Raw genomic sequence first — 20,477 nt, forward strand, 5'->3', positions numbered from 1 at the left:
TCTATCCTCCGAGAACTTCGCCGCCCGCCACTGGGATGGCCTGGCCGGTGATCGCGGTTGCCTTCTCCGACACGAGCCAGGAGACGGTGTGTGCGACCTCGTCGGGCGTCACCAGGCGCCCTTGCGGATTGGAACGGGCAAGGCTGGCGCGCGCCTCCTCGCGCGAACGGCCAGTCTTCTCGCTGATCGTGTCGAGCGCACCGTCGATGAGCGGCGTGTCGGTGAACCCCGGGCAGACGGCATTGACGGTCACGTCGGAGCGGGCAAGTTCGAGCGCCAGCGCCCGCGTCAGGCCGATGACGCCGTGTTTCGAGGCGCAATAGGCTGAAACATAGGCGTAACCGGTGAGGCCCGCGGTGCTTGCGACATTGACGATCCGGCCGTTGCCGGCCCGGCGCACGGAGGCAAGGGCTGCCTGCGTCACAAGAAACACCCCGGTCAGGTTGACCGTGAGCACTCGTTGCCAGAGTGAAAGATCGGTTTTCTCGAACGGCGCCGAAGGAGCCTCGCCGGCGCAGTTGACGAGAACCGCAATCTCTCCGCTCTTCGCAATCGCAGCCGAAATGCCTTGCTCGACCGCTGCCGGGTCGGTCACATCGAACTCATGGTGGACGTGGGCTTCGCCGCCTGATGAGTGGATTTCCTCTTTCACGGCTTCGAGCGGCGCGGCGCGGCGCCCCACAAGGCTGACGATATGGCCATCGGCTGCGAGTGCTAGCGCGATCGCCTTGCCGATGCCGCTTCCGGCGCCCGTGACGAGGGCGTGTCTGCGGTTCATGGCTTGCCTACCGTCGTTGCGGCGCGCGCCAGATTGTTCACATATTGCGCGCGGGCGGAGTGGTATTGCTTTGGCCAGGGCTGCCCGTCATAGCCGATCTTCGACGCCTCGTGCATGACGAAGGACGGGTCGGCCAGATGCGGACGCGCAATTGCGCAGAGGTCGGCACGGCCGGCCGCAATGATGGAATTGGCGTGGTCGGCTTCGGAAATCGCTCCGACGGCGATGGTCGGAACCTGGATCTCGTTGCGGATCTTGTCGGAAAATGGTGTCTGGAACAGCCGGCCGTAAACAGGTTTTTCTTCCTTCACCACCTGACCGGAGGAGCAGTCGATCATATCGGCGCCGGCTTCCTTGAACAGGCGGGCGAAAATCGCCGCATCGTCAGGAGTGTTGCCGCCTTCGTGCCAGTCATGCGTCGAAAGGCGCACCGACATCGGTCGGTCCTCGGGCCACGCCTTGCGGATCGCGTGGAACACTTCGAGCGGAAAGCGGGCGCGGGACGCATGGTCGCCGCCATAGTCGTCCGTGCGGAGGTTGGTGAGCGGCGACAGGAAGCTCGACAGCAGGTAGCCGTGCGCCACGTGCAGTTCGAGGATGTCGAAACCGAGGTCACGGGCGCGTCCGGTCGCCTGCACGAAGTCGGCGACGACGAGGTCCATGTCGGCTCGGGTCATTTCGCGCGGCGTATCCGAATGCGCGAGGTAAGGCAGGGCCGACGCGGAAATGAGCGGCCAGGCGCCCTCGTTCAAGGGCTGGTCGATCCCCTCCCAGGCCAATTTGGTCGCACCTTTTCTTCCGGCATGCCCAAGCTGGATGCCGATCTTGGCAGGCGTCTGCTGGTGCACGAAATCGACGATGCGCTTGAAGGCCAACGTCTGTTCGGCGTTCCAGAGTCCCAAGCATCCGGGCGTGATGCGGGCGTCAGGCGACACGCACGTCATTTCAGGAAAAACGAGGGCTGCGCCGCCCATGGCGCGCGCACCGAGATGCACCAGGTGAAAGTCGTTGGGCACGCCGTCGGTCGCCGAATACATCGCCATCGGTGAAACGACGATGCGATTCCTGAGCGTCAGGCCGCGAAGCTTGAAAGGCGTGAACATCGGCGGCGGAACCGTGCCATTCGACGCCGGCTCGGCGCCGGCACGTTCGGCGAACCAGCGTTCGAAACCTTCGAGCCAGTCCTTGTCGCGAAGGCGAAGATTCTCGTGGCTGATACGCTGTGAGCGGGTCAGCATCGAATACATGAATTGCTCCGGCTCCAGCGTATCGGCATAGCGCGTGCCGGCGACTTCGAACCACTCCATCGCATTGCGCGCCGCATTTTGGATGCGGGCGACATCAACCCGGCGTATCTCCTCGTAAGCCACGAGCACAGCCGGGATGTTGGCTTCGTCGTGGCCGAGGATATCGAATTGTCGGGTAAGCTCGATGGCGTCGTCGATCGCAAGCTTGGTGCCCGAGCCGATGGCGAAATGCGCCGTGTGGGCGCTGTCCCCCATCAAGACGACGTGGCTATTGCCGTTGAAGTGGCTCCACTTCTCGCAAATCAGCCGGCCGAAGTTCAGCCAGGCAGAGCCGCGCATATGGCGCGCATTGGTCATCAGCTTATGGCCGTCGAGCGTCTCGGCAAAGAGTTTTTCGCAGAACTCAATCGACTGCTGCTGGTCCATATGGTCGAGACCATGGGCCTGAAAGACGTCATCCGTGGTTTCGACGATGAAGGTCGAAGTGTTCTCATCGAAGCGGTAGATATGCGCCTGGAACCAGCCGTGTTCGGTGCGTTGGAAGTCGAAGGTGAAGGCGTCGAAGCGCTTGTCCGTGCCGAGCCAGACATAACGGTTTGGCCGAACGACCATGTCGGGTTGGAATACGTCGGCGTATCTATTGCGGATCCTCGAGTTGACGCCGTCGGAGGCGATGATGAGGTCCGCATCGGCGAATTCCTCGTCGCTTTCGACGTCGTGCTCGAACGCGAGTTCGACACCGAGTTCGAGGCAGCGATCCTGGAGGATATTGAGCATCTTCTTGCGGCCGATGCCGACGAAGCCGTGGCCCGTCGTCCTGATCTTACGGCCCTTGAAAACCAGTTCGATGTCGTCCCAGTGGTTGAAAGCGACCTCGATCGCCTCGGCAGTCTCCGGATCCCATTGGCGCATCGACTGCATCGTCGCATCCGAGAAGACCACCCCCCACCCGAAGGTGTCGAAGGCGCGGTTCCGCTCGACGACCGTTATGCGGTGTTCCGGGTGCTGGCGCTTCATCAGCAGCGCAAAATAGAGGCCGGCTGGCCCGCCACCGATACAGACGATCCGCATGTCGTTCTCCTCCCGAGCTCCGGCTGCGTGTGTCACCGTCCAGATGTCGTCGACCGTCATCCCGGACTGCGAGGAGCAGGGTGGACTCGTTCCAGAGAAATTTCAAGCTTAAAATTGTTTCGGCAAATGTGACGACGCTACATGCGTCCGGAGTGCGGTGCGCGAGTGGCGAACCGTTTCGGAGAATCTCGGGAGACGGCGGAAAGAAAGGCGCAGTGCCTTAAGTGTTCCGGGCCAACGCAGCAACGATGGATCGCTTGAGCTTGGCAAGCTCGTCCATCAACACACCGCCCTCCTTCGCTGAAAGTCCAGCGAACAGGTCGGAGATCCAGTCGGAATGCCTTGCCGCCATTTTCTCGAATTCGGCGCGGCCGAAGGGCGTCAGCGCGATGATCTGTACACGTCGATCCGTCGGCAGTGTCGTACGGCTGATGTGACCGCTCTCGGTCAGCCGTTCCACAAGAACCGTTATGTTGCCGGGTGAGACCATCATGCGCTTAGAGACTTCCCCCAGCACCATGCCATCAGGCGCTCGCTCGAGCTGGGCCATCAGGTCGAAACGTGGCAGCGTGGAGTCGAATTCTTCCCGGAGCCGCCGGCGGACTTCGCTCTCGACCAGTGTCGAGCACGTCAGCAGACGCAGCCAGAGCCTGAGCTCGACACGGTGATCGCCGGGAGCCTCGAGGGCCTTGGTCTCGCCATCCACCCATTCCGGCGAGATGTCGAACTTGTCTTCACCCATCATACCAAACGTCCACTTTCGCAAAGCTGCAGGCGTATACTGCCGCCTTGCCCTTATTAGAGATGTTTCCGGCTCTTGGACAGGCTGCGTTGGGCCGTCATTTGGACGCAACCCCCGGCAACGACGGGTGCCCGGAAGATTGAGAACGGCCACCGTCCTCGGATTGGACATAGACATTGACGGTAAAGCCGATGTGGTCGGCCATCAGCGTCCTGGCGCGCTCGAAATCTCGATCAAGTGCCGCCTCCATCAGCTCAGTGTGATGCTCGATCGCCATGGCGTCTTGCAAGGCGGCGACCGCTTCCTCGTATCCCTTGCTCATCCCTGCGGCAGCCCTCAATGTCGGGGCCAGGCTGAGGAAACGGTGGTGGCGACGAAGCTGATCGGAAATGGTTGACTGGAAGCGGGTCAACCAGTTCGATCGTGCCGCACCGATCAGCGCTGCGTGGAAGGCGGCGTGCTTTTCGTCCCACTCGTCGATCTCGCTTTCGGAGAAATGCTCGACCGAGACTTTGCAGCGGGACAGCCGGTAATGCGCTGTGACGACGGCGGATTCCCATGCGCTGTCGCCGTTCTCGATCGACTCGAGAAGCAGCGGCATTTCGACGGCCAGGCGCGCGCGTGTGAGATCGTCCAGTTCCTCGCGTGAAACCGGAGCAACGGCAAAGCCGCGGTTGCTGATCGCCGTGACCAGGCCTTCCGCCTCCAGACGCGACAGCGCTTCGCGCAGAGGTGTCCAGCCGATTCCGTAGCTTTCGCGCAGCACGCTCAGCTTCATCGGCGCGCCAGGCTTGAGACGCGTCGCCAGAATATCGCGTCGCAGCAGCCGGTAGGCCAATTCGGTTTTGGTCGACTGTTCGTGGTCTTGCATCAAGTTCCCTTAACGCCCGCATCGCATCGATACAAATATATATAGTTCTGCGCCTCTGATGAAAATATATATATTTGTTTGACAAGAAGTCTGACCGTCTCCATCATCCACCCACGCCGCCGAGGAGGGCGGTAACGCTCGTCAAATTCTGGGAGGGATGTATGAGCAAGAGGACTTGGCTTTCGGGATTGGTTGTCGCCGGCGCGCTGGCGTGGGGAGCGGGAACGGCCGCTGCCGATCCGATCCGTATTGGCATCGCCAATTTCGGCGAACATCCGCAATTGAGTGCGTCGATCGCCGGGTTCAAGAAGGCACTGGCTGAAAACGGCTTCGTCGAGGGCACCGATGTCGTTTACACTGAAAGCCACACCAACTTCGACGCCTCGCTTGTTCCGCAGATGATTGCCAAGCTGCAGGCCGAGCAGCCGAAACTGATCTACACGATCACAACGCCGGTCTCGCAGATCGCCAAAAAGGCGCTCGCCGGATCCGGTATTCCGGTTGTCTTTTCCGCCGTCACCGATCCGGTGGCCGCGAAGCTGGTTCCGTCCTGGGGGGCGGGTGACGACGGCATGACTGGCGCGACGGACCTTCAGGACGTGGCTGCCGTGATGGCCTTTACCCGCAAGCTCCTTCCGGAGGCCAAGCGCTTCGGCGTGCCGTACAACCCTGGCGAGGCGAACGACACGGCTCTGCTCGACAAGATCAAGGCGGCTGCACCGGCCGCCGGCTTTGAGGTCGTGGCCGTTGGCGTCGACAACGTCAACGACATCCAGCAGCGCATTGCCTCCTTCGCCGGCAAGGCCGACGTGATCTATACGCCCGCATCCAACCTGCTCCAGCCGGCAATCGGCGCCGTCTCGGCGGCTGCACGCCAGGCGCAGATCCCGATCGTCAACTCCGACGATGGTGCTGTGCGCGACGGCGTCGTGCCGGCAAGCTTTGCCGTCAACTACGAGCAGGTCGGCATGAATGCCGGCAAGATTGCCGCGGAGATCCTTGGGGGCAAGGACCCGAAGACGATCGCGCCGTCGCGTCCGAGCTATGAGGACCATGCGCCGCTGATCTCGAAGAAAGCGGCGGCGGCCTTCGGCATCGCAATACCGGCATCGCTCGCCGATTGCGGCTGCCTGGTCGACTGATTTTGGGCGAATAGGTGACGGCGTCGGGAGCGCCGTCACTTCATGGGTTATGAGGGGGAGCCAATGCTGGAAATCAGATCGGCCCGCAAGGTCTTCTACAAGGGGCAGGCAGACGAAAAGGTCGCACTCGACGGCCTCAGCCTCAGCCTTGCAACAGGCGAGTTCGGCGTCGTCATCGGCTCGAACGGCGCCGGCAAGAGCAGCATGCTCAACGCCATCTCCGGGGCGCTCGCGCTCGATAGCGGCCAGATCGTCATCAATGGCGACGACGTGACGGCGACGCCCGTGCACAAACGCGCCATGCGGCTTGCGCGCGTGTTCCAGGACCCGATGCGCGGTACCGCCGCCAGCATGACGGTGGCCGAAAACATGCTGCTCGCCGAGCTTCGAAGCAACAAGCGCACCCTGCGCCGCGGGCTGAACGCGGCAAGACTCACCGCCTACAAGGAGCGCCTGTCGCTTCTGGGCCTCGGCCTTGAAAAGCGTCTCGACACGCGCGTGGAGCTACTGTCGGGTGGCCAACGGCAATCGTTGTCATTGATCATGGCGGTCGGCGGTTCGCCGGAGCTGCTGTTGCTCGACGAACACACCGCGGCGCTCGACCCGCGCACCGCCGACATCGTCATGCAAGCAACGATCCGCGCCGTCGAAGCCTTGAAGCTGACGACGCTGATGGTGACGCACAACATGCAGCATGCCGTGGATTTCGGCCACAAGGTCGTCATGCTCGATGCCGGGCGCGTCCGCCTCGAAATCGATGGCAAGGACAAGGCCCAGACGACGGTGCCGGACCTGATCGGCCATTTCTCCGTCAAAACCGACCGCATGTTCCTGGCGAGCTGACGATCATGGATATTATTCAAAACACCATCGCGAGTTTCGTCTCGCTCGTTCCCGTCACGCTGGCCCAGAGCCTGATCCTTGCCTTCGTCGTGCTGGGGATCATGATCCCGTTTCGCATGCTGAGTTTCCCGGATCTGACCAGCGAGGGCGCGTTCCCGCTTGGCGGTTGCGTCTGCGGTGTACTGATGGCAGCCGGCATGTCGCCGCTCGCCGCGATCGCCATCGCACTCCTCGCCGGTTTTGTCGCCGGCTGCTGCACGGCGTTCATCCATCTGAGATTCCGCATTCACACGTTGCTTGCCGGCATCCTGATGATGACGATGCTCTATTCGATCAATCTGCGCATCATGGGCCGGTCGAACCTATCGGTTTTCGGGGCGCCGACGATGTTCGACTGGGTGCCAGGGCTGCAGCCGGGCTTCCCGGCAAGCAAGATCGTTGTCGCCGGCCTCATCGCACTCATCGTCTTCTTCCTGCTCTATCATTTCTTCAGGACCGAGAAGGGAACGGCGATCCGGGCCGTCGGCGCCAATCCCGACATGGCGGAAGCGCAGGGCATCAACGTCTGGCTGGCGACGATCGGCGGCGTCGGGCTTGCCGGCGCGTTTTCGGCGGCAGGCGGAGCGCTGATGGTGCAGTCGCAGGGCTTTGCCGACGTCAACATGGGCCTCGGCATCCTTATCAATGGGCTCGCGGCGCTGATGATCGGCGAGGCGATCGTCGGAAAGCAAAGCGTGTTGCGCCAACTCGCCGCCCCGTTTGTCGGCGCGGTCGTCTACTATCAGCTCGTCTCCTTCTGCCTGGCCGCCGGCATGCCACCACCGGATCTGAAACTTGCGACTGGCCTCTTCGTTCTCGCCATGCTGGCTCTTCCGAGCCTCAAGCGAAGCCGCGGGCCGGCACCCGCCCGCGAAACCGTTCGTGAATAACCAAGGACCATCTTCATGAGTGCAGTTCCTGATTTTGCAGCGATCGAGGCGATGGATGCGGCCGACGTGCTACGTCCGATGCGCGATCGTTTCATCCTGCCACCGGGCCTCATCTATCTCGACGGCAACTCGCTCGGCGTTGCTTCGACCGCTGCCTTCGACGAGCTCCGCAAGGCGGCGACGGAGGAATGGGGCCAGGATCTCATCCGAAGCTGGAACACGGCCGGATGGTTCGAGATGCCGCTTGCGCTCGGGGACCGGGTTGGCCGACTGATTGGCGCGGCGGCCGGCCAGACGGTCGTTTGCGACACCACATCGATCAACATCTACAAGGCCCTGCATGCGGCGATGGCGCTGCGGCCGGAGCGCTCGGTGATCGTCAGCGAAGGCAGCAGTTTCCCGACCGACCTCTACATGGCCGAGGGCGTGGTCTCGACGCGTCCGGGTGCGGCGCTGCGTCTCGAAGGGGTCGATGCGCCCGAGATCGAAGACCTGATCAACAGTGACGTTGCCGTGGTTCTGGTCAACCACGTGAACTACAAGTCCGGCGAACTGCGCGACATGGCGGCGCTGACGCGCAAGGCGCATGAGCATGGCGCGCTGATCATCTGGGATCTCTGCCATACGGCAGGCGCGCTGCCGATCGATCTTGACGGCGCTGATGTCGATTTTGCCGTCGGCTGCACCTACAAGTACCTGAACGGCGGTCCCGGAGCACCAGCATTCATCTATGCCGCGACGCGTCACCATGGCGATATCCGCCAGCCGCTCAGTGGCTGGTGGGGGCATGCGCGCCCCTTTGCCTTCGAGAAGCACTACGCGGCCGGCGAGGGGATCCGCCGCTTCCTTTGCGGAACGCAACCGATCCTGTCGCTTCGGGCGCTCAAGGGCGCACTCGACGTCTGGGACGAGGTCGACATGACCAAGTTGCGTGAGAAGAGCATCCGGCTCACCGACCTCTTCATCACGCTGGTTGAGGCGAAATGCGGCGCCTACGGCCTCGAGCTCGAGAGCCCACGTGACGGCGCGAGGCGCGGAAGCCAGGTTTCGTTCAGCCATCCCAACAGCTACGAGATTATGCAGGCGCTTATCGCCCGCGACGTCATCGGCGACTTCCGCGCGCCGTCGACGATTCGTTTCGGTTTCACCCCGCTCTATGTAAGCTACGCCGACGTTTGGCAGGCGGTCGAAATTCTGGAAGAGATCCTGCGCACCGGTACATGGCAGGATGCGCGCTTTGCCGTTCGTGCGGCCGTGACCTGATCTGATAGCATCGACAAGCTGCGGGCGGCATACCGCCCGCAGCGTCACACTGAGACGCCGATAAAGATCGCGCCGCCCAGGGGACTTTCGCAATGACCGCTGCACCACACCGGCCGACATTGGACGAAATCGCCGAGGCGCGTGGCCGCATCGCTCCCCACGTCGCGCGCACGCCGCTGGTCAGGCTCGACCTCGGACTTTCGGACCGGCAAATCTTCCTGAAACTGGAGACGCTTTCTCCGATTGGCGCCTTCAAGCTCCGCCCTGCGCTGAATGCAGTGCTGTCGCGCGACCCTGCTGCTCTGCGGGGCGGCGTGGCGGTCACGAGTTCCGGCAATATGGCCTACGGCATGGCCTGGGCCGCGCGCCTCATCGGTGTTCCGATGGTCGCCTATATGTACCGCGGAGCGCCACAGACCAAGATCGAGGGCGTGTGCGACCTTGGCGGGGAGGTGCGCTTCGTGAGCGCGGAGACCTGGTGGGACTACATTGTCTGCGCGGACAGCCCGGATGCGCCGGAACTGCTGATCAATCCGGTGACCGATCAGGCGGTGCTTTCCGGCAACGGCTCGATCGGCATGGAAATCATCGAGGACCTGCCCGATGTCGACGTGGTGCTGACCCCCTATGGCGGCGGCAGCATGACGACCGGGGTCGCCAGTGCCATCAAGACCGGTTCCCGGCCGGCACGCGTCATTGCGGTCGAAGACGACAGCGCCGCCCCGGTTTGCGCCGCACTTGAGGCGGGGCGGATCGTGGCGATCGAAACCCGCCCGTCCTTCATCAAGAGCATCGGCGCTCCGTCGCTGGTCCCGCAGCTTTGGCCGGTCGCACGCGAACTGATCGACGGGGCCATTGCCGTCAGTCCCGCTGAGGTGACAGACGCGATGCGGCTTTTGTTCAGGAAGGCCAAGATCGTGGCAGAAGGTGCGGGCGCCGCCTCACTTGCCGCCGCGATCGCCCGACCGGACCTTAAGGGAAACATCGTCTGCGTGATTTCCGGCGGCAATATCGACGCTGTGGCCTATTCCGTCGTCCTTGGTGGTGGCATTCCCGCTGCCTGACTGAAAGCTTAGACGCCGAGATAGCGATCCTGAAGCGCCGGCGTCAGCGCTGCCGGCGATCCCGTGAATACCGTCGCGCCCTTCTCCAGCACGAAGCAGCGGTCGGCGAGGGGTAGCAATTCCGAAAGCGTCTTGTCGACGACGAGGATCGACTGGCCGGCCGTCTTCAGCGTACGGATCGCCGACCAGATGTCGTGCCGGATCACCGGCGCCAGGCCCTCGGTCGCCTCGTCCAGAATGAGCAGGCTGGGATTGGTCATCAGCGCCCGGCCGATGGCAAGCATCTGCTGCTCGCCACCGGAAAGCGTATTGGCATATTGGTCGCGCCGTTCGCCGAGGCGGGGAAAGAGCGCGACCACCTTCTCCAAGGTCCACTCGCTGCCACGAGCGGTGGCAACGAGGTTTTCCATGACGGTGAGGTTCGGGAAGCAGCGCCGTCCTTCGGGCACGAGGCCAAGGCCGAGTCTGGCGATCCGGTGCGGCCGCATGCCGAAGATCGCCTTGCCCGCGAAGCTGATCACACCTGAGCGCGGGCGCACGAGGCCGAGGATGGAGTTGATCGTCGTCGTCTTGCCCATGCCGTTGCGGCCCATGAGCGCAACCACTTCGCCCTCCCGCACATCGAGATCGACGCCGAAGAGCGCCTGGGAAGCGCCATAGAAGGTTTCGAGACCTTTCAGTTCCAGCAGGCTCACGCGGCTTCTCCCAGGTAGGCGCGGCGCACTTCCGGGTCGCTGCGTATTTCCTCGACCGTGCCCGTCGCGATGATGCGGCCATAGACAAGCACGGATATCCGATCCGCCAGCGCAAAGACCGCGTCCATGTCGTGTTCCACAAGCAGCATCGGTGCCTGCTGGCGCAACCCATCGAGGAAAGACGTCAGCCGTTTGGAGCCCTCCGGCCCCATGCCGGCCATCGGCTCGTCGAAGAGGAAGGCCTTCGGCGAAAGCGCCAGCGCAATGGCGATTTCAAGCTGCCGGCGTTCTCCGTGCGAGAGTTCGGCTGCGGGTACATGGGCGCGCGCGGCGAGGTCGACGCGCTCCAGCATCGCCATTGCCGGTTCGGTCAGGTCCTTGTCATCGACCACCTGGCGAAAGAAACGAAAGCTGCTGCCACGGCTTGCCTGCACCGCTAGCATGACGTTGCGAAGGGCCGAGAACTCCTGCGCCAGCGAGGAGATCTGGAAGCTGCGCGCAAGTCCAAGCCTCGCACGGGCGGCCATGTCGAGCCCACTGATGTCGTGGCCGAGAAAGCGGATCGTGCCGCTATCGGCCTTGAGCGAGCCGGCGATCTGGTGGATCAGCGTGCTTTTTCCGGCGCCGTTCGGACCGATCAGCGCATGGATTTGTCCCGGGTGAAGCTTAAGGCTCACCCCGTCGGTGGCCTTGAGCGCGCCGAAGGATTTTCTGAGGTCGCGGATTTCAAGAATGGGCTCAGACATGGCGCGGCTTTCCCGAGAGCAGGCCCAGCAGCCCGCCGCGTGCAAAAAGCACGATGCCGAGCAGGATGAGGCCGAGGAAGAACTGCCAGCGCTCGGTGATGCCGCCGAGCACATATTCGAAGAACACGAAGATCATGGCGCCGGCGACGGGCCCGAACAGCCGGCCCTTGCCGCCGAGAATGATGAGAACGATCAGTTCGCCCGACATGTGCCACGACAGCATCGAAGGGCCGACGAAGCGATTGAGATCGGCATAGAGCGCACCGGCAAATCCGGTGATCATCGCGGAGACCGCGAAGGCGACGAGCCGGATGTTGAAGGGCGCGATGCCGACGGCGGCAAGGCGGGTGCCGTTCTGTCGCGCGGCCTGCAGGGCGCTGCCGAAGCGTGAACCCTCGACGATGCGGAACAGGAGAAGCGTTGCCATCAGCGCGGCGTAGCAGACCAGGAAATAGGGCAGGGGCTTGGCGGTATTGACGCCGGGAAAGGCGTTGCGCACCGACATCGACAGGCCGTCTTCGCCGCCATAGGCCGGCCAGGAGATTGCGAAATAGTAGATCATCTGCGCGAAGGCGAGGGTGATCATGATGAAATAGACGCCTGTCGTGCGCAGGCTGATCGCACCGATGGGCAACGCAACGAGCCCTGCGACCACCACCGCCGTTATCCAGATGAGTGGCATCGACGTGGTTGCCGGAATGTCGGCGAACAGCGGTTCGCCATTGAAGGCGTGCGTCGCAAGGATACCGGCGACATAGCCGCCGAGGCCGAAGAAGGCTGCATGGCCGAAGGAAAGCAGCCCGCCGAGCCCGAGCGCCAGATTGAGGCCGACGGCGGCAAGCGCCAGCACGGCGACGCGGGTTGCAAGCGTCACATAGAAGGGCTCGCCCATGCCGACGGCGACAAGCGGTGCGCCGAGTAGGAGGAGCGCCAGAAGCAGATTGACTGTCGTTTCGCGGTTCATCGGGACCTCACGACTGCGCGGCAAACAGGCCGCTCGGCCTGAAGGCGAGGATGAGGGCCATGACGACATAGATCAGCATCGAGGCCAGCGCCGCCCCGATCGTGGTTGCCTGCGATGCGGGCATGGTCAATGCCAGCAGCGAGGGCAGCAGGAAGCGGCCCATGGTATCGACGACCCCGACGATCACAGCGCCGACGAGCGCACCCTTGATGGAGCCGATGCCGCCGATGACGATGACGACGAAGGCGAGGATAAGCACCGGTTCGCCCATTCCGACCTGCACCGACTGGAGCGCCCCGACCAAGGCGCCGGAAAGGCCTGCAAGGGCTGCGCCGAGCGCAAAGACGACTGTGTAAAGCGTGCCTATATCGACGCCGAGCGCTGCGATCATCTCGCGGTCCGACTCGCCCGCCCGGATGCGCATGCCGAGCCGGGTCCTGGAGATCAGTAGATAAAGGCTGACGGCAACCGCGATGCCGACGCCGATGATCGCCAGGCGATAGAGCTGATACTGACCGCCGCCAGGGAGCGGCACAGCGCCCTGAAGCAGGGGCGGTATATCGAGATAGAGCGGGAACGAGCCGAAAATCCAGCGCGCACCTTCGGACAGGATCAGGATCAGCGCGAAGGTGGCAAGCACCTGATCGAGATGATCACGGTCGTAGAGCCTGCGGATGACGGCGACCTCGATGATCGCACCGACGCCGGCGGCGGCCGTGAGGCTGGCGATCAGCCCCAGCCAGAAGGAGCCGGTCGCGGCTGCGACGGTGGCGCAGGCGAAGGCGCCGATCATGTAGAGCGAGCCATGGGCGAGATTGATCAGACCCATGACGCCGAAAATCAGCGTCAGGCCGGCGGCCATCAGAAACAGCATCACGCCGAGCTGGAGCCCGTTGAGCAGTTGTTCGATCAGGAGTGCGGTGAACAAGAGACCGGTCCAAGCTTGGTGTGAGGGGCGCATGGATCATCGACCGGATGTCAGCATGAAAGCCGAGCACCCGGGCGACGACGGGTGCAAGTCTTACATCCCGCACTTCTCGGCGTAGGCATCCTTGTGATGCTCGAAGGCAGTCGCGATGATCTTGTTGGTCAGGACGCCGTCATCTTCCTTCACCACCTCGCGAACGTAGATGTTCTGGATCGGGTGGTTGTTGTTGTTGAAGGCGAACTCGCCGCGCACGGACTTGAAATCCGCTGCCTTGAGCGCCGCACGGAAGGCGTCCTTGTCCTTGACGCTCGCCTTTGAAAGCGCTGCGAGGATCAGGTTCGCCGTATCCCAGCTCTGCGCCGCGTAGATCGAGGGCAGGCGCTTGTACTCGGCCTTGAAGGCTTCGACGAATTTCTTGTTGGCTTCGTTGTCGAGATCCTTGGACCAGGTCGCCGAATTCTTGACGCCAAGGGCCGCGTCGCCGATCGCCGGCAGAACGTCCTGGCTAAAGGAGAACCCGGGCCCCATAACCGGGATGCCGACGCCCGACTGGGCATATTGCTTCATGAAAGCGATGCCCATGCCGCCGGGCAGGAAGAAATAGACGCTATCGGCACCGGAGGCGCGGATCTGGGCGATCTCTGCGGCATAGTCCGTCTGGCCGACCTGGGTATAGATCTCGCCGGCAAGGTCGCCCTTGTAGTAGCGCTTGAAGCCGGTCAGCGCGTCCTTCCCGGCCGGATAGTTGGGCGCCAGGACAAAGGCGTTCTTGTAGTCTTTGTTGGCGTATTGTCCCATCGCCTCATGGAAGTTGTCGTTCTGATAGGCGACGTTGAAATAGTTCGGGTTGCAGTTCGCACCGGCAAGCGCCGAAGGGCCGGCATTGGGCGAGAGATAGATCACGTCCTGTGCTACCGCGTTCGGAACGACGGCCATGGCGAGGTTCGACCAGATGATCCCTGTCATCAGGTCGACCTTGTCGCCCTGGATCATCTTCTCAGCGATCTGCACCGCAAGTTCCGGCTTCTGGGCATCGTCTTCGATCACCAGCTCGACGTCCTTGTTGCCCGATTGCTTAATCGCAAGCGTGAATGCGTCGCGCATGTCGATGCCGAGACCGGCGCCGCCGCCCGAAAGCGTGGTGATGACGCCGATTTTCACCGGCTCGGCGTAGGCAAGGCTCGACGTCGCAAGCACGAGGCCAAAAACGCTCGCTGCCAGAATGCGGTTCATGCTGTTCTCCTCCTAGTAGGTTCCCTTTTGAGTTGTGTTCTATCAGAGACCTGTGCGCACATGCCAGAGCTCTGGGAAGAGTTCCACCTCGAGCATCTTCTTGAGGTAGGACGCGCCGGATGTTCCCCCGGTTCCGCGTTTCATGCCGATGATGCGCTCCACCGTCGTGACGTGGTTGAAGCGCCATCGACGGAAGTAATCCTCGAAATCGACCAGCTTCTCGGCGAGCTCATAGAGCATCCAGTAGCGCTCGGGATCGCGGTAGACCGTCTGCCAGGCCGTGAAGACCTTGTCGCTTTCCGTGCGCGTTTCGCGCCAATCCGTCCTGTCTGCTTCCTCGCCGACATCGAACCCTTTGCGAGACAGGAGCCGGATCGCCTCGTCATAGAGCGACGGTGCGGCTAAGATCGCTTCCAGCTTTTTAAGGATCTCGGGACGATGCGTGTGTGGTCCGAGCATGGCGACGTTGCGATTGCCGGCGAGGAACTCGATCGCCCGGTATTGCCACGACTGGAAGCCGGATGACTGCCCCAGAGACTCGCGGAACTGCGTGTATTCGCTGGGCGTCATCGTGCGAAGCACGTCCCAGGCGCTGTTCAACTGTTCGAAGATGCGCGCCACGCGCGTCAGCATCTTGAAGGCGGGTTCCAGCCGGTCTTCACGGATCGACCGGACAGCCGCGTTGATCTCGTGCAGCGCGAGTTTCATCCAGAGTTCAGACGTCTGATGCTGAATGATGAACAGCATCTCGTCATGAGCCTTTGAGAGCGGCTCCTGTGCGTCCAGCACTTTCTCCAGCATGAGGTAGTCGCTGTAGGACATGCGCCCCTTAAACGACATCTGGGCGCCTTCCTTGGAAGGATCGTATGGTTCGCTCATTTCAGTTCTCCAACCGCAATCGGAACCGCTGGATCTTGCCCGTGGCTGTCTTCGGCAGGCTGTCCAGGAATTTTACCGACCGTGGATATTTGTAGGGCGCGATCGTCGCCTTCACGTGATCCTGCAAGCGCTTGATCGTCGCCTCGTCTGCCGACACGCCGGCCGACAGCACGACATAGGCCTCGACGATCTCGCCGCGCTCGGCGTCGGGTGCACCGACGACGGCACACTCAACGACTTCCGGATGCGAGATCAAGGCCGCTTCGACTTCTGGGCCGGCGATGTTGTAGCCCGCGGTTATGATCATGTCGTCGGATCGGGCGGCGAAATGGAAGAAGTCGTCCTCATCCTGATAGAAGGCGTCACCCGTGAGATTCCAGCCATCGCGGACATAGTCACGCTGGCGCGGATCGGCCATGTAGCGGCAGCCGGTCGGGCCGCGCACTGCAAGCTTGCCGATCGTGCCGCGAGGAACTTCCTGCATCTCGTCGTTGACGATCCGTGCTTCGTAGCCGCCGACGGGCTTCCCGGTCGAGGCGGCCTTGCGGTCCTCGAACCGGTTGGAAATGAAGATGTGCAGCATCTCTGTCGCGCCGATCCCGTCGAGGATCGGCTTGCCAGTCTTGTTCGTCCATTCCTCGAAGACGGGGCCCGGCAGTGTCTCGCCGGCCGAAATTGCAACCCGCAGTGATGAAAGGTCCGCGCCGTTGTCCATCGCCTTCATCATCGCCCGATAGGCGGTAGGGGCGGTGAACGAGATCGTTGCTTTGTATTTCTCGATAATCTCCACCATGTTCGCGGGCGTCGCGTGCTCAAGAAGCGTTGCTGCCGCCCCGAAGCGTAAGGGAAAGATCGCAAGGCCACCGAGGCCGAAGGTGAATGCAAGTGGAGGCGAGCCGACAAAGATATCGTCGGGTGTGACCCCTAGGACTTCACTGGCGTAGCCGTCTGCGATCATCATCAGATCGCGATGGAAGTGCATGGTTGCCTTCGGGATCCCGGTCGTGCCCGAGGTGAAACCGAGAAGCGCCACGTCGTCCCGACCGGTGTGCACCGCCTCGAAGAGGACGGATTTGTCGAGTGCAATCCGGTCAAGTTCAGCGTCGTGGTTTGCAGTCCCGTCGAAGCTGACGACCTGTTTCAGGTAGCGGCTATCCTTGGCGCAGGCGACCATCTCGTCCATCAGACGTGTGTCACAGAGCGCCAGGCTGATCTCGGCCTTGTCGATGATCTTAGTCAGCTCTCCGGCTCTGAGCATCGGCATCGTATTGACGACGACGGCGCCGGCCTTGGTGGCTGCCAACCAACAGGCGACCATGGCGGGGTTGTTGGCCGAGCGTATGAGCACGCGGTTGCCGGGCCTGACTCCGTAATTCTCGACAAGCGCATGGGCCAGCCTGTTCGTCCAGTCGGAAAGTTCCTTGTACGTTCGCCGACGACCGTTGCCGATCAGGGCGGTGTGGTCGCCAAACCCCTTGGCGACCATGGCGTCGGTCAGTTCGACGGCGGCGTTAAGGTGGTCCGGATAGTCGAAGCCTTCGAGAAGGAAGTCTGGCCATTCTTCCGGCGGAGGCAGATGGTCACGGGTAAACGTATCGACGTGTGAAGTCGGTCCAAGCATGTGGCGGCTAATCCCCTGTTCCGTTCCTGCCTGTTGCTCAGGCATTTTTAAAGCCGGCTATAATTCTTGCGTTCGTGCGGAGCCCGGCCGTGCAAACCGGTTGCGGGCGTCGCCGGATCGTTGCCGATGAAGCGCGTCGTCGCTGAGACGACTCCAATGATGGTGATAGGCACAGCGAGACCTCCACTTCTCGGCTGAACATGGGGCAGCATCGCACCGCTCAAAAACTATTTCAAGCCTAAAGTTTTTTTGGATGATGGCATTGTGTTTACCAGTCTGGCAGGCGATTGCTACGCCTGAGGAGAAAACTAGGAGGATTAAATCGATGCTGGAACGCCGCATTACCGATTGGGACGACGCCTATGCGAATGGCTCGAATATCGCTCGTGGCGACCTGTGGCCAGAAGCGTGGGTCAAGCCAGCCGAAGCCTTTCGCAGTGCCCTTCGGGCAGCGGGGCGTGCAAAACTCGACCTCCGCTATGGCGAGCGGACGAGAAACCGCATGGACCTGTTTTTCCCTGATGGCTCAGCCAAGGGCCTTGTCGTCTTCGTGCATGGTGGATACTGGCTGCAACTCGATAAGAGCTTTTGGTCGCATTTGGCCGCCGGCGCTGTTGCCAGCGGCTACGCCGTCGCCATCCCCTCGTACACGCTTTGCCCCGAAATTCGCATCGCTGGGATCGTCGAAGAGGTAGCTGCGGCAATCGACGAGGCCTCGAAGCTGGTCGATGGGCCGCTGAATTTGACCGGGCATTCGGCCGGAGGGCATCTCGTCAGCCGGATGATCACGACGACCGCGCCGCTGGCGCCGCATGTACAGCAGCGGATTCGAAACGTCGTCTCGATCTCGGGCGTTCATGACCTGCGTCCGATCATGGCAACCACGATGAACGAGAGGCTTGCGATCGACGAGAGCGAGGCGCTTTCGGAAAGCCCGGCTCTGCTGCGCCCCATGGCAAATGCCCGCATCACCTGCTGGGTCGGGGGCGGCGAACGGGCCGAGTTCTTGCGCCAGAGCGCTCTGCTGGCCAATATCTGGACCGGACTGGGTGCAACAACGGCCGCGACCGCGGAACCGGACAAACATCATTTCAACGTTATCGACGGCCTCGCCGACGTCGGACACGCCCTCACGCGGGTGCTGCTTTCGGAGGAGCGGAGCAGTATCGCTTTCTGATCACTGCCAAGTCAGAAACTGCGCCCCGGAAAGCGCCGGCGTGCCGGAATGAGTTCCGCCGTGCGTCGGTCTGTATCGGTTCGTAATAGCGATCAAACGGGCCGTCTGACGAACGCGCTTCTAGGGATGGTGCAGTTGTCCCGCCGCACATGTGCGGCCGGACAACCAATCAACATGGATGGTAACGCGCTATCCGGAACTTCGTCAGGCAGCTGATCGAAGGCCCACCACGGTAGCCAAACGCCTTGCCCGTTCCAGGCTCGCAGGTTGCTGATCAGCAAAACGCTCGGCGTTTATTTCCATGATTAATGCCGTGTCTGGAAGGAAGATCAGTTCGGCGAAGATGTCATCCCAAGGAATATCGCCCCAACCAATTGGCAGATGCAAATCTCCGATGCCTAGTGCCGTCGCCTCAGCTGGATGATAGAAGCGGTTCATGGAGTAGGGCAGCCCAAAACTGTCGTGAACATGCAGGTGGCCTGCCACCGGTGCCATTGCCCGCAATTGCTCGCGAAAATCCAGCCCGCGATGCGTGGCCTCGATGTAGGCATGCGAGAAGTCGATAAGCGCAACGACGTTGTCGGAGCCGATCGAACGGACTGTTTCGGCGACCTGGCTCGGTGTTTGCCGATACTGTCCCGTTTCCGTCGTGAAAATGTTTTCAAGCGCGATGCGTACCCCATATCCTTTTGCGATATCCGACATCTCTGCGAGTGCGTCGCGTTCCATCTTGTCGAGATCAGCGGCGCTCTCTCCGGCGGCAAGCTGCGCCGCGCCGGAGTGATGGACAAGGATTCCCGCGCCGAGCCGATCGCACAGCTCGAGCATCGCTCTCACGACCTTCTTCTGCAAATCGTGATGCTGGCGATCCATGAAGTTGGATACGATCTGACCGTGCAGCGAAAGCTTCTTGAAACGGTACTTGCGCGTGATGTCGGCGACGCGCTGGAGCCGATCCTCGATGAGGCGACCTCGGCTGATGATCTCCTCGCCATAGATCCCGATCTCGCAGGCATCCGCGCCCGTATCGGCGATTTCGCGCAAAGAAGCGTCAAGGCTTGACAGATCTCCCTTGCCCGTCCGGTTGCAAAAGCCAATAGCGGATATGAACTCGTTCATTTCCATCTCCTTCGATGTTGCGATGATCAGACTGCTTCGAGCACCTGCCGCGCATTGCGGCCACTGCGAGGCTCGACTTCAAGCTCGATACGCCGACCAGTCTCTCGGTCGAACAAATGCAAATGTGCAAGCGGCAGTTCCAGCGCGATCCGGTCGCCAGGCCTTACGTACGTCTCTTCATCGACACAGGCTGCAAAGGGCTGGCCACCCAATTCCGAGTGGATGACGCGGCCAGCTCCGAGCTCTTCTACAAAGTCCACTTTCATCGAGATGCCTCTTGCCCCAGTGGCAACAACACACTGTTCCGGACGAATGCCCACGGTCACACGTCTTTCACCCAAGCGTGTGGCAAGAGCCCTGTCGATCGGCATCTTCGTGCCGCTGAACGCAAGGCAGGCGTCATCGACGTTGATGTGAGCGTCAAACAGGTTCATCGCCGGCGAACCGATGAAGGAGGCGACGAAAATGCTTGCTGGGCGGTGGTAGATGTCAAGCGGCTGGCCCACCTGTTCGACGACGCCCTTGTTCATGACGACCAGCTTGTCTGCGAGAGTCATCGCTTCTACCTGATCATGCGTGACGAAAACGGACGTTGCCGACAGGCGCTGATGGAGCTTGCGGATCTCGGCGCGCATGGTGACACGAAGCTTGGCATCGAGATTCGACAACGGTTCGTCGAAAAGGAATACGTTCGGTTCGCGGATGATCGCGCGCGCCATGGCAACCCGTTGCCGCTGGCCACCGGAGAGGGCCGCGGGTTTGCGATCGAGATAGTCGGCGAGCCCGACGATCTTGGCTGTCTCCTCGATGCGGCGAAGGCGCTCTGCCTTTGGTACGCCAGCGACTTTCAGGGCATAGCCGATGTTTCCCGCGACCGTCATGTGCGGATAGAGGGCGTAATTCTGAAACACCATGGCGCAACCGCGTTCGCGCGGTTCAAGCCTGTTAACGACCCGTCCGTTGATGGCGATCTCACCCGCGGTGATTTCCTCCAGTCCCGCGATCATCCTGAGAAGTGTGGATTTGCCACAGCCTGATGGGCCGAGGATCACGACGAATTCTCCCGACGCAAAAACAAGGTCGATGCCATGCAAGGTGGGGGTCTTGCCGTAAGATTTACGCACGGCGCGAATTGCGATGTCAGCCATGAACGCGGACCTCTTTT

At 61.9% G+C, this 20,477-nt stretch carries 19 protein-coding genes; 6 read left to right on the top strand and 13 right to left on the bottom strand.

Annotated features, from left to right (window positions below):
- Position 1 precedes the first annotated feature (1 nt).
- From BKP54_RS28810 to BKP54_RS28825, 4 genes are all read right to left on the bottom strand, one after another.
- Positions 2–778: an SDR family NAD(P)-dependent oxidoreductase gene (locus BKP54_RS28810; protein ID WP_084815275.1), complete on the bottom strand. Its 777-nt coding sequence runs from the start codon at positions 776–778 to the stop codon at positions 2–4.
- A complete protein-coding gene (locus BKP54_RS28815) occupies positions 775–3,096 on the bottom strand; it encodes a bifunctional salicylyl-CoA 5-hydroxylase/oxidoreductase (protein WP_084815294.1) in 2,322 nt (773 codons plus the stop codon). The genes BKP54_RS28810 and BKP54_RS28815 overlap by 4 nt, the downstream gene beginning before the upstream one ends.
- A 220-nt stretch (positions 3,097–3,316) precedes the next feature.
- Positions 3,317–3,841 carry a MarR family transcriptional regulator gene (locus BKP54_RS28820; RefSeq protein WP_225906420.1) on the bottom strand — a complete coding sequence of 175 codons (525 nt, stop codon included), beginning with the start codon at positions 3,839–3,841 and terminating at the stop codon, positions 3,317–3,319.
- Between the two features lie 94 nt (positions 3,842–3,935).
- Positions 3,936–4,709: a GntR family transcriptional regulator gene (locus tag BKP54_RS28825; protein WP_025429113.1), complete on the bottom strand. Its 774-nt coding sequence runs from the start codon at positions 4,707–4,709 to the stop codon at positions 3,936–3,938.
- Between the two features lie 161 nt (positions 4,710–4,870).
- On the opposite strand from BKP54_RS28825, the gene BKP54_RS28830 reads away from it, so the two are divergent.
- The 5 genes from BKP54_RS28830 (at position 4,871) to BKP54_RS28850 (ending at position 9,950) form a co-directional block, all read left to right on the top strand.
- Positions 4,871–5,851, top strand: coding sequence for an ABC transporter substrate-binding protein (locus BKP54_RS28830; protein ID WP_025429112.1), 981 nt, complete (start codon positions 4,871–4,873; stop codon positions 5,849–5,851).
- Positions 5,852–5,914: 63 nt separating this feature from the next.
- Positions 5,915–6,694, top strand: coding sequence for an ABC transporter ATP-binding protein (locus BKP54_RS28835; protein WP_025429111.1), 780 nt, complete (start codon positions 5,915–5,917; stop codon positions 6,692–6,694).
- Positions 6,695–6,699: 5 nt separating this feature from the next.
- Positions 6,700–7,623, top strand: coding sequence for an ABC transporter permease (locus tag BKP54_RS28840; RefSeq protein WP_025429110.1), 924 nt, complete (start codon positions 6,700–6,702; stop codon positions 7,621–7,623).
- Positions 7,624–7,638: 15 nt separating this feature from the next.
- Positions 7,639–8,886, top strand: a complete 1,248-nt coding sequence (gene kynU / locus BKP54_RS28845; RefSeq protein ID WP_025429109.1) for a kynureninase — start codon at positions 7,639–7,641, stop codon at positions 8,884–8,886.
- Between the two features lie 92 nt (positions 8,887–8,978).
- A complete protein-coding gene (locus tag BKP54_RS28850) occupies positions 8,979–9,950 on the top strand; it encodes a pyridoxal-phosphate dependent enzyme (RefSeq protein WP_025429108.1) in 972 nt (323 codons plus the stop codon).
- A gap of 8 nt (positions 9,951–9,958) precedes the next feature.
- Here the strand turns inward: BKP54_RS28850 and BKP54_RS28855 are convergent, their stop codons facing one another.
- From BKP54_RS28855 to BKP54_RS28885, 7 genes are all read right to left on the bottom strand, one after another.
- A complete protein-coding gene (locus tag BKP54_RS28855; protein WP_025429107.1) occupies positions 9,959–10,645 on the bottom strand; it encodes an ABC transporter ATP-binding protein in 687 nt (228 codons plus the stop codon).
- Complete coding sequence (locus BKP54_RS28860; RefSeq protein WP_025429106.1) at positions 10,642–11,391, bottom strand: ABC transporter ATP-binding protein; 750 nt, start codon at positions 11,389–11,391, stop codon at positions 10,642–10,644. The genes BKP54_RS28855 and BKP54_RS28860 overlap by 4 nt, the downstream gene beginning before the upstream one ends.
- Complete coding sequence (locus BKP54_RS28865; RefSeq protein ID WP_025429105.1) at positions 11,384–12,355, bottom strand: branched-chain amino acid ABC transporter permease; 972 nt, start codon at positions 12,353–12,355, stop codon at positions 11,384–11,386. The genes BKP54_RS28860 and BKP54_RS28865 overlap by 8 nt, the downstream gene beginning before the upstream one ends.
- 7 nt (positions 12,356–12,362) lie before the next feature.
- The gene (locus BKP54_RS28870) at positions 12,363–13,283 is read right to left on the bottom strand and encodes a branched-chain amino acid ABC transporter permease (RefSeq protein WP_025429104.1); all 921 of its coding nucleotides are present in this window, start codon (positions 13,281–13,283) and stop codon (positions 12,363–12,365) included.
- 93 nt (positions 13,284–13,376) lie between these two features.
- Positions 13,377–14,516, bottom strand: a complete 1,140-nt coding sequence (locus BKP54_RS28875) for an ABC transporter substrate-binding protein (RefSeq protein WP_025429103.1) — start codon at positions 14,514–14,516, stop codon at positions 13,377–13,379.
- A gap of 42 nt (positions 14,517–14,558) precedes the next feature.
- On the bottom strand, positions 14,559–15,395 hold the full coding sequence (gene kynA / locus BKP54_RS28880) for a tryptophan 2,3-dioxygenase (RefSeq protein WP_025429102.1): 837 nt from the start codon (positions 15,393–15,395) through the stop codon (positions 14,559–14,561).
- A gap of 1 nt (position 15,396) precedes the next feature.
- Positions 15,397–17,016, bottom strand: coding sequence for a benzoate-CoA ligase family protein (locus tag BKP54_RS28885; protein ID WP_025429101.1), 1,620 nt, complete (start codon positions 17,014–17,016; stop codon positions 15,397–15,399).
- A gap of 325 nt (positions 17,017–17,341) precedes the next feature.
- Here BKP54_RS28885 and BKP54_RS28890 point away from each other — a divergent pair, with 325 nt between their 5' ends.
- Positions 17,342–18,193 (top strand): alpha/beta hydrolase, encoded by an 852-nt coding sequence (locus tag BKP54_RS28890; protein WP_084815276.1) that lies wholly within the window; start codon positions 17,342–17,344, stop codon positions 18,191–18,193.
- Positions 18,194–18,397: 204 nt separating this feature from the next.
- Here BKP54_RS28890 and BKP54_RS28895 read toward each other — a convergent pair whose 3' ends face one another.
- Together BKP54_RS28895 and BKP54_RS28900 are read right to left on the bottom strand one after the other, a co-directional pair.
- Positions 18,398–19,312 carry a TIM barrel protein gene (locus BKP54_RS28895; RefSeq protein WP_057204686.1) on the bottom strand — a complete coding sequence of 305 codons (915 nt, stop codon included), beginning with the start codon at positions 19,310–19,312 and terminating at the stop codon, positions 18,398–18,400.
- 26 nt (positions 19,313–19,338) lie between these two features.
- A complete protein-coding gene (locus tag BKP54_RS28900) occupies positions 19,339–20,460 on the bottom strand; it encodes a sn-glycerol-3-phosphate import ATP-binding protein UgpC (protein ID WP_084815277.1) in 1,122 nt (373 codons plus the stop codon).
- Positions 20,461–20,477 lie beyond the last annotated feature (17 nt).

It is taken from the genome of Ensifer sp. 1H6 (assembly GCF_001976035.1).
Taxonomy (GTDB): Bacteria; Pseudomonadota; Alphaproteobacteria; order Rhizobiales; family Rhizobiaceae; genus Ensifer; species Ensifer canadensis.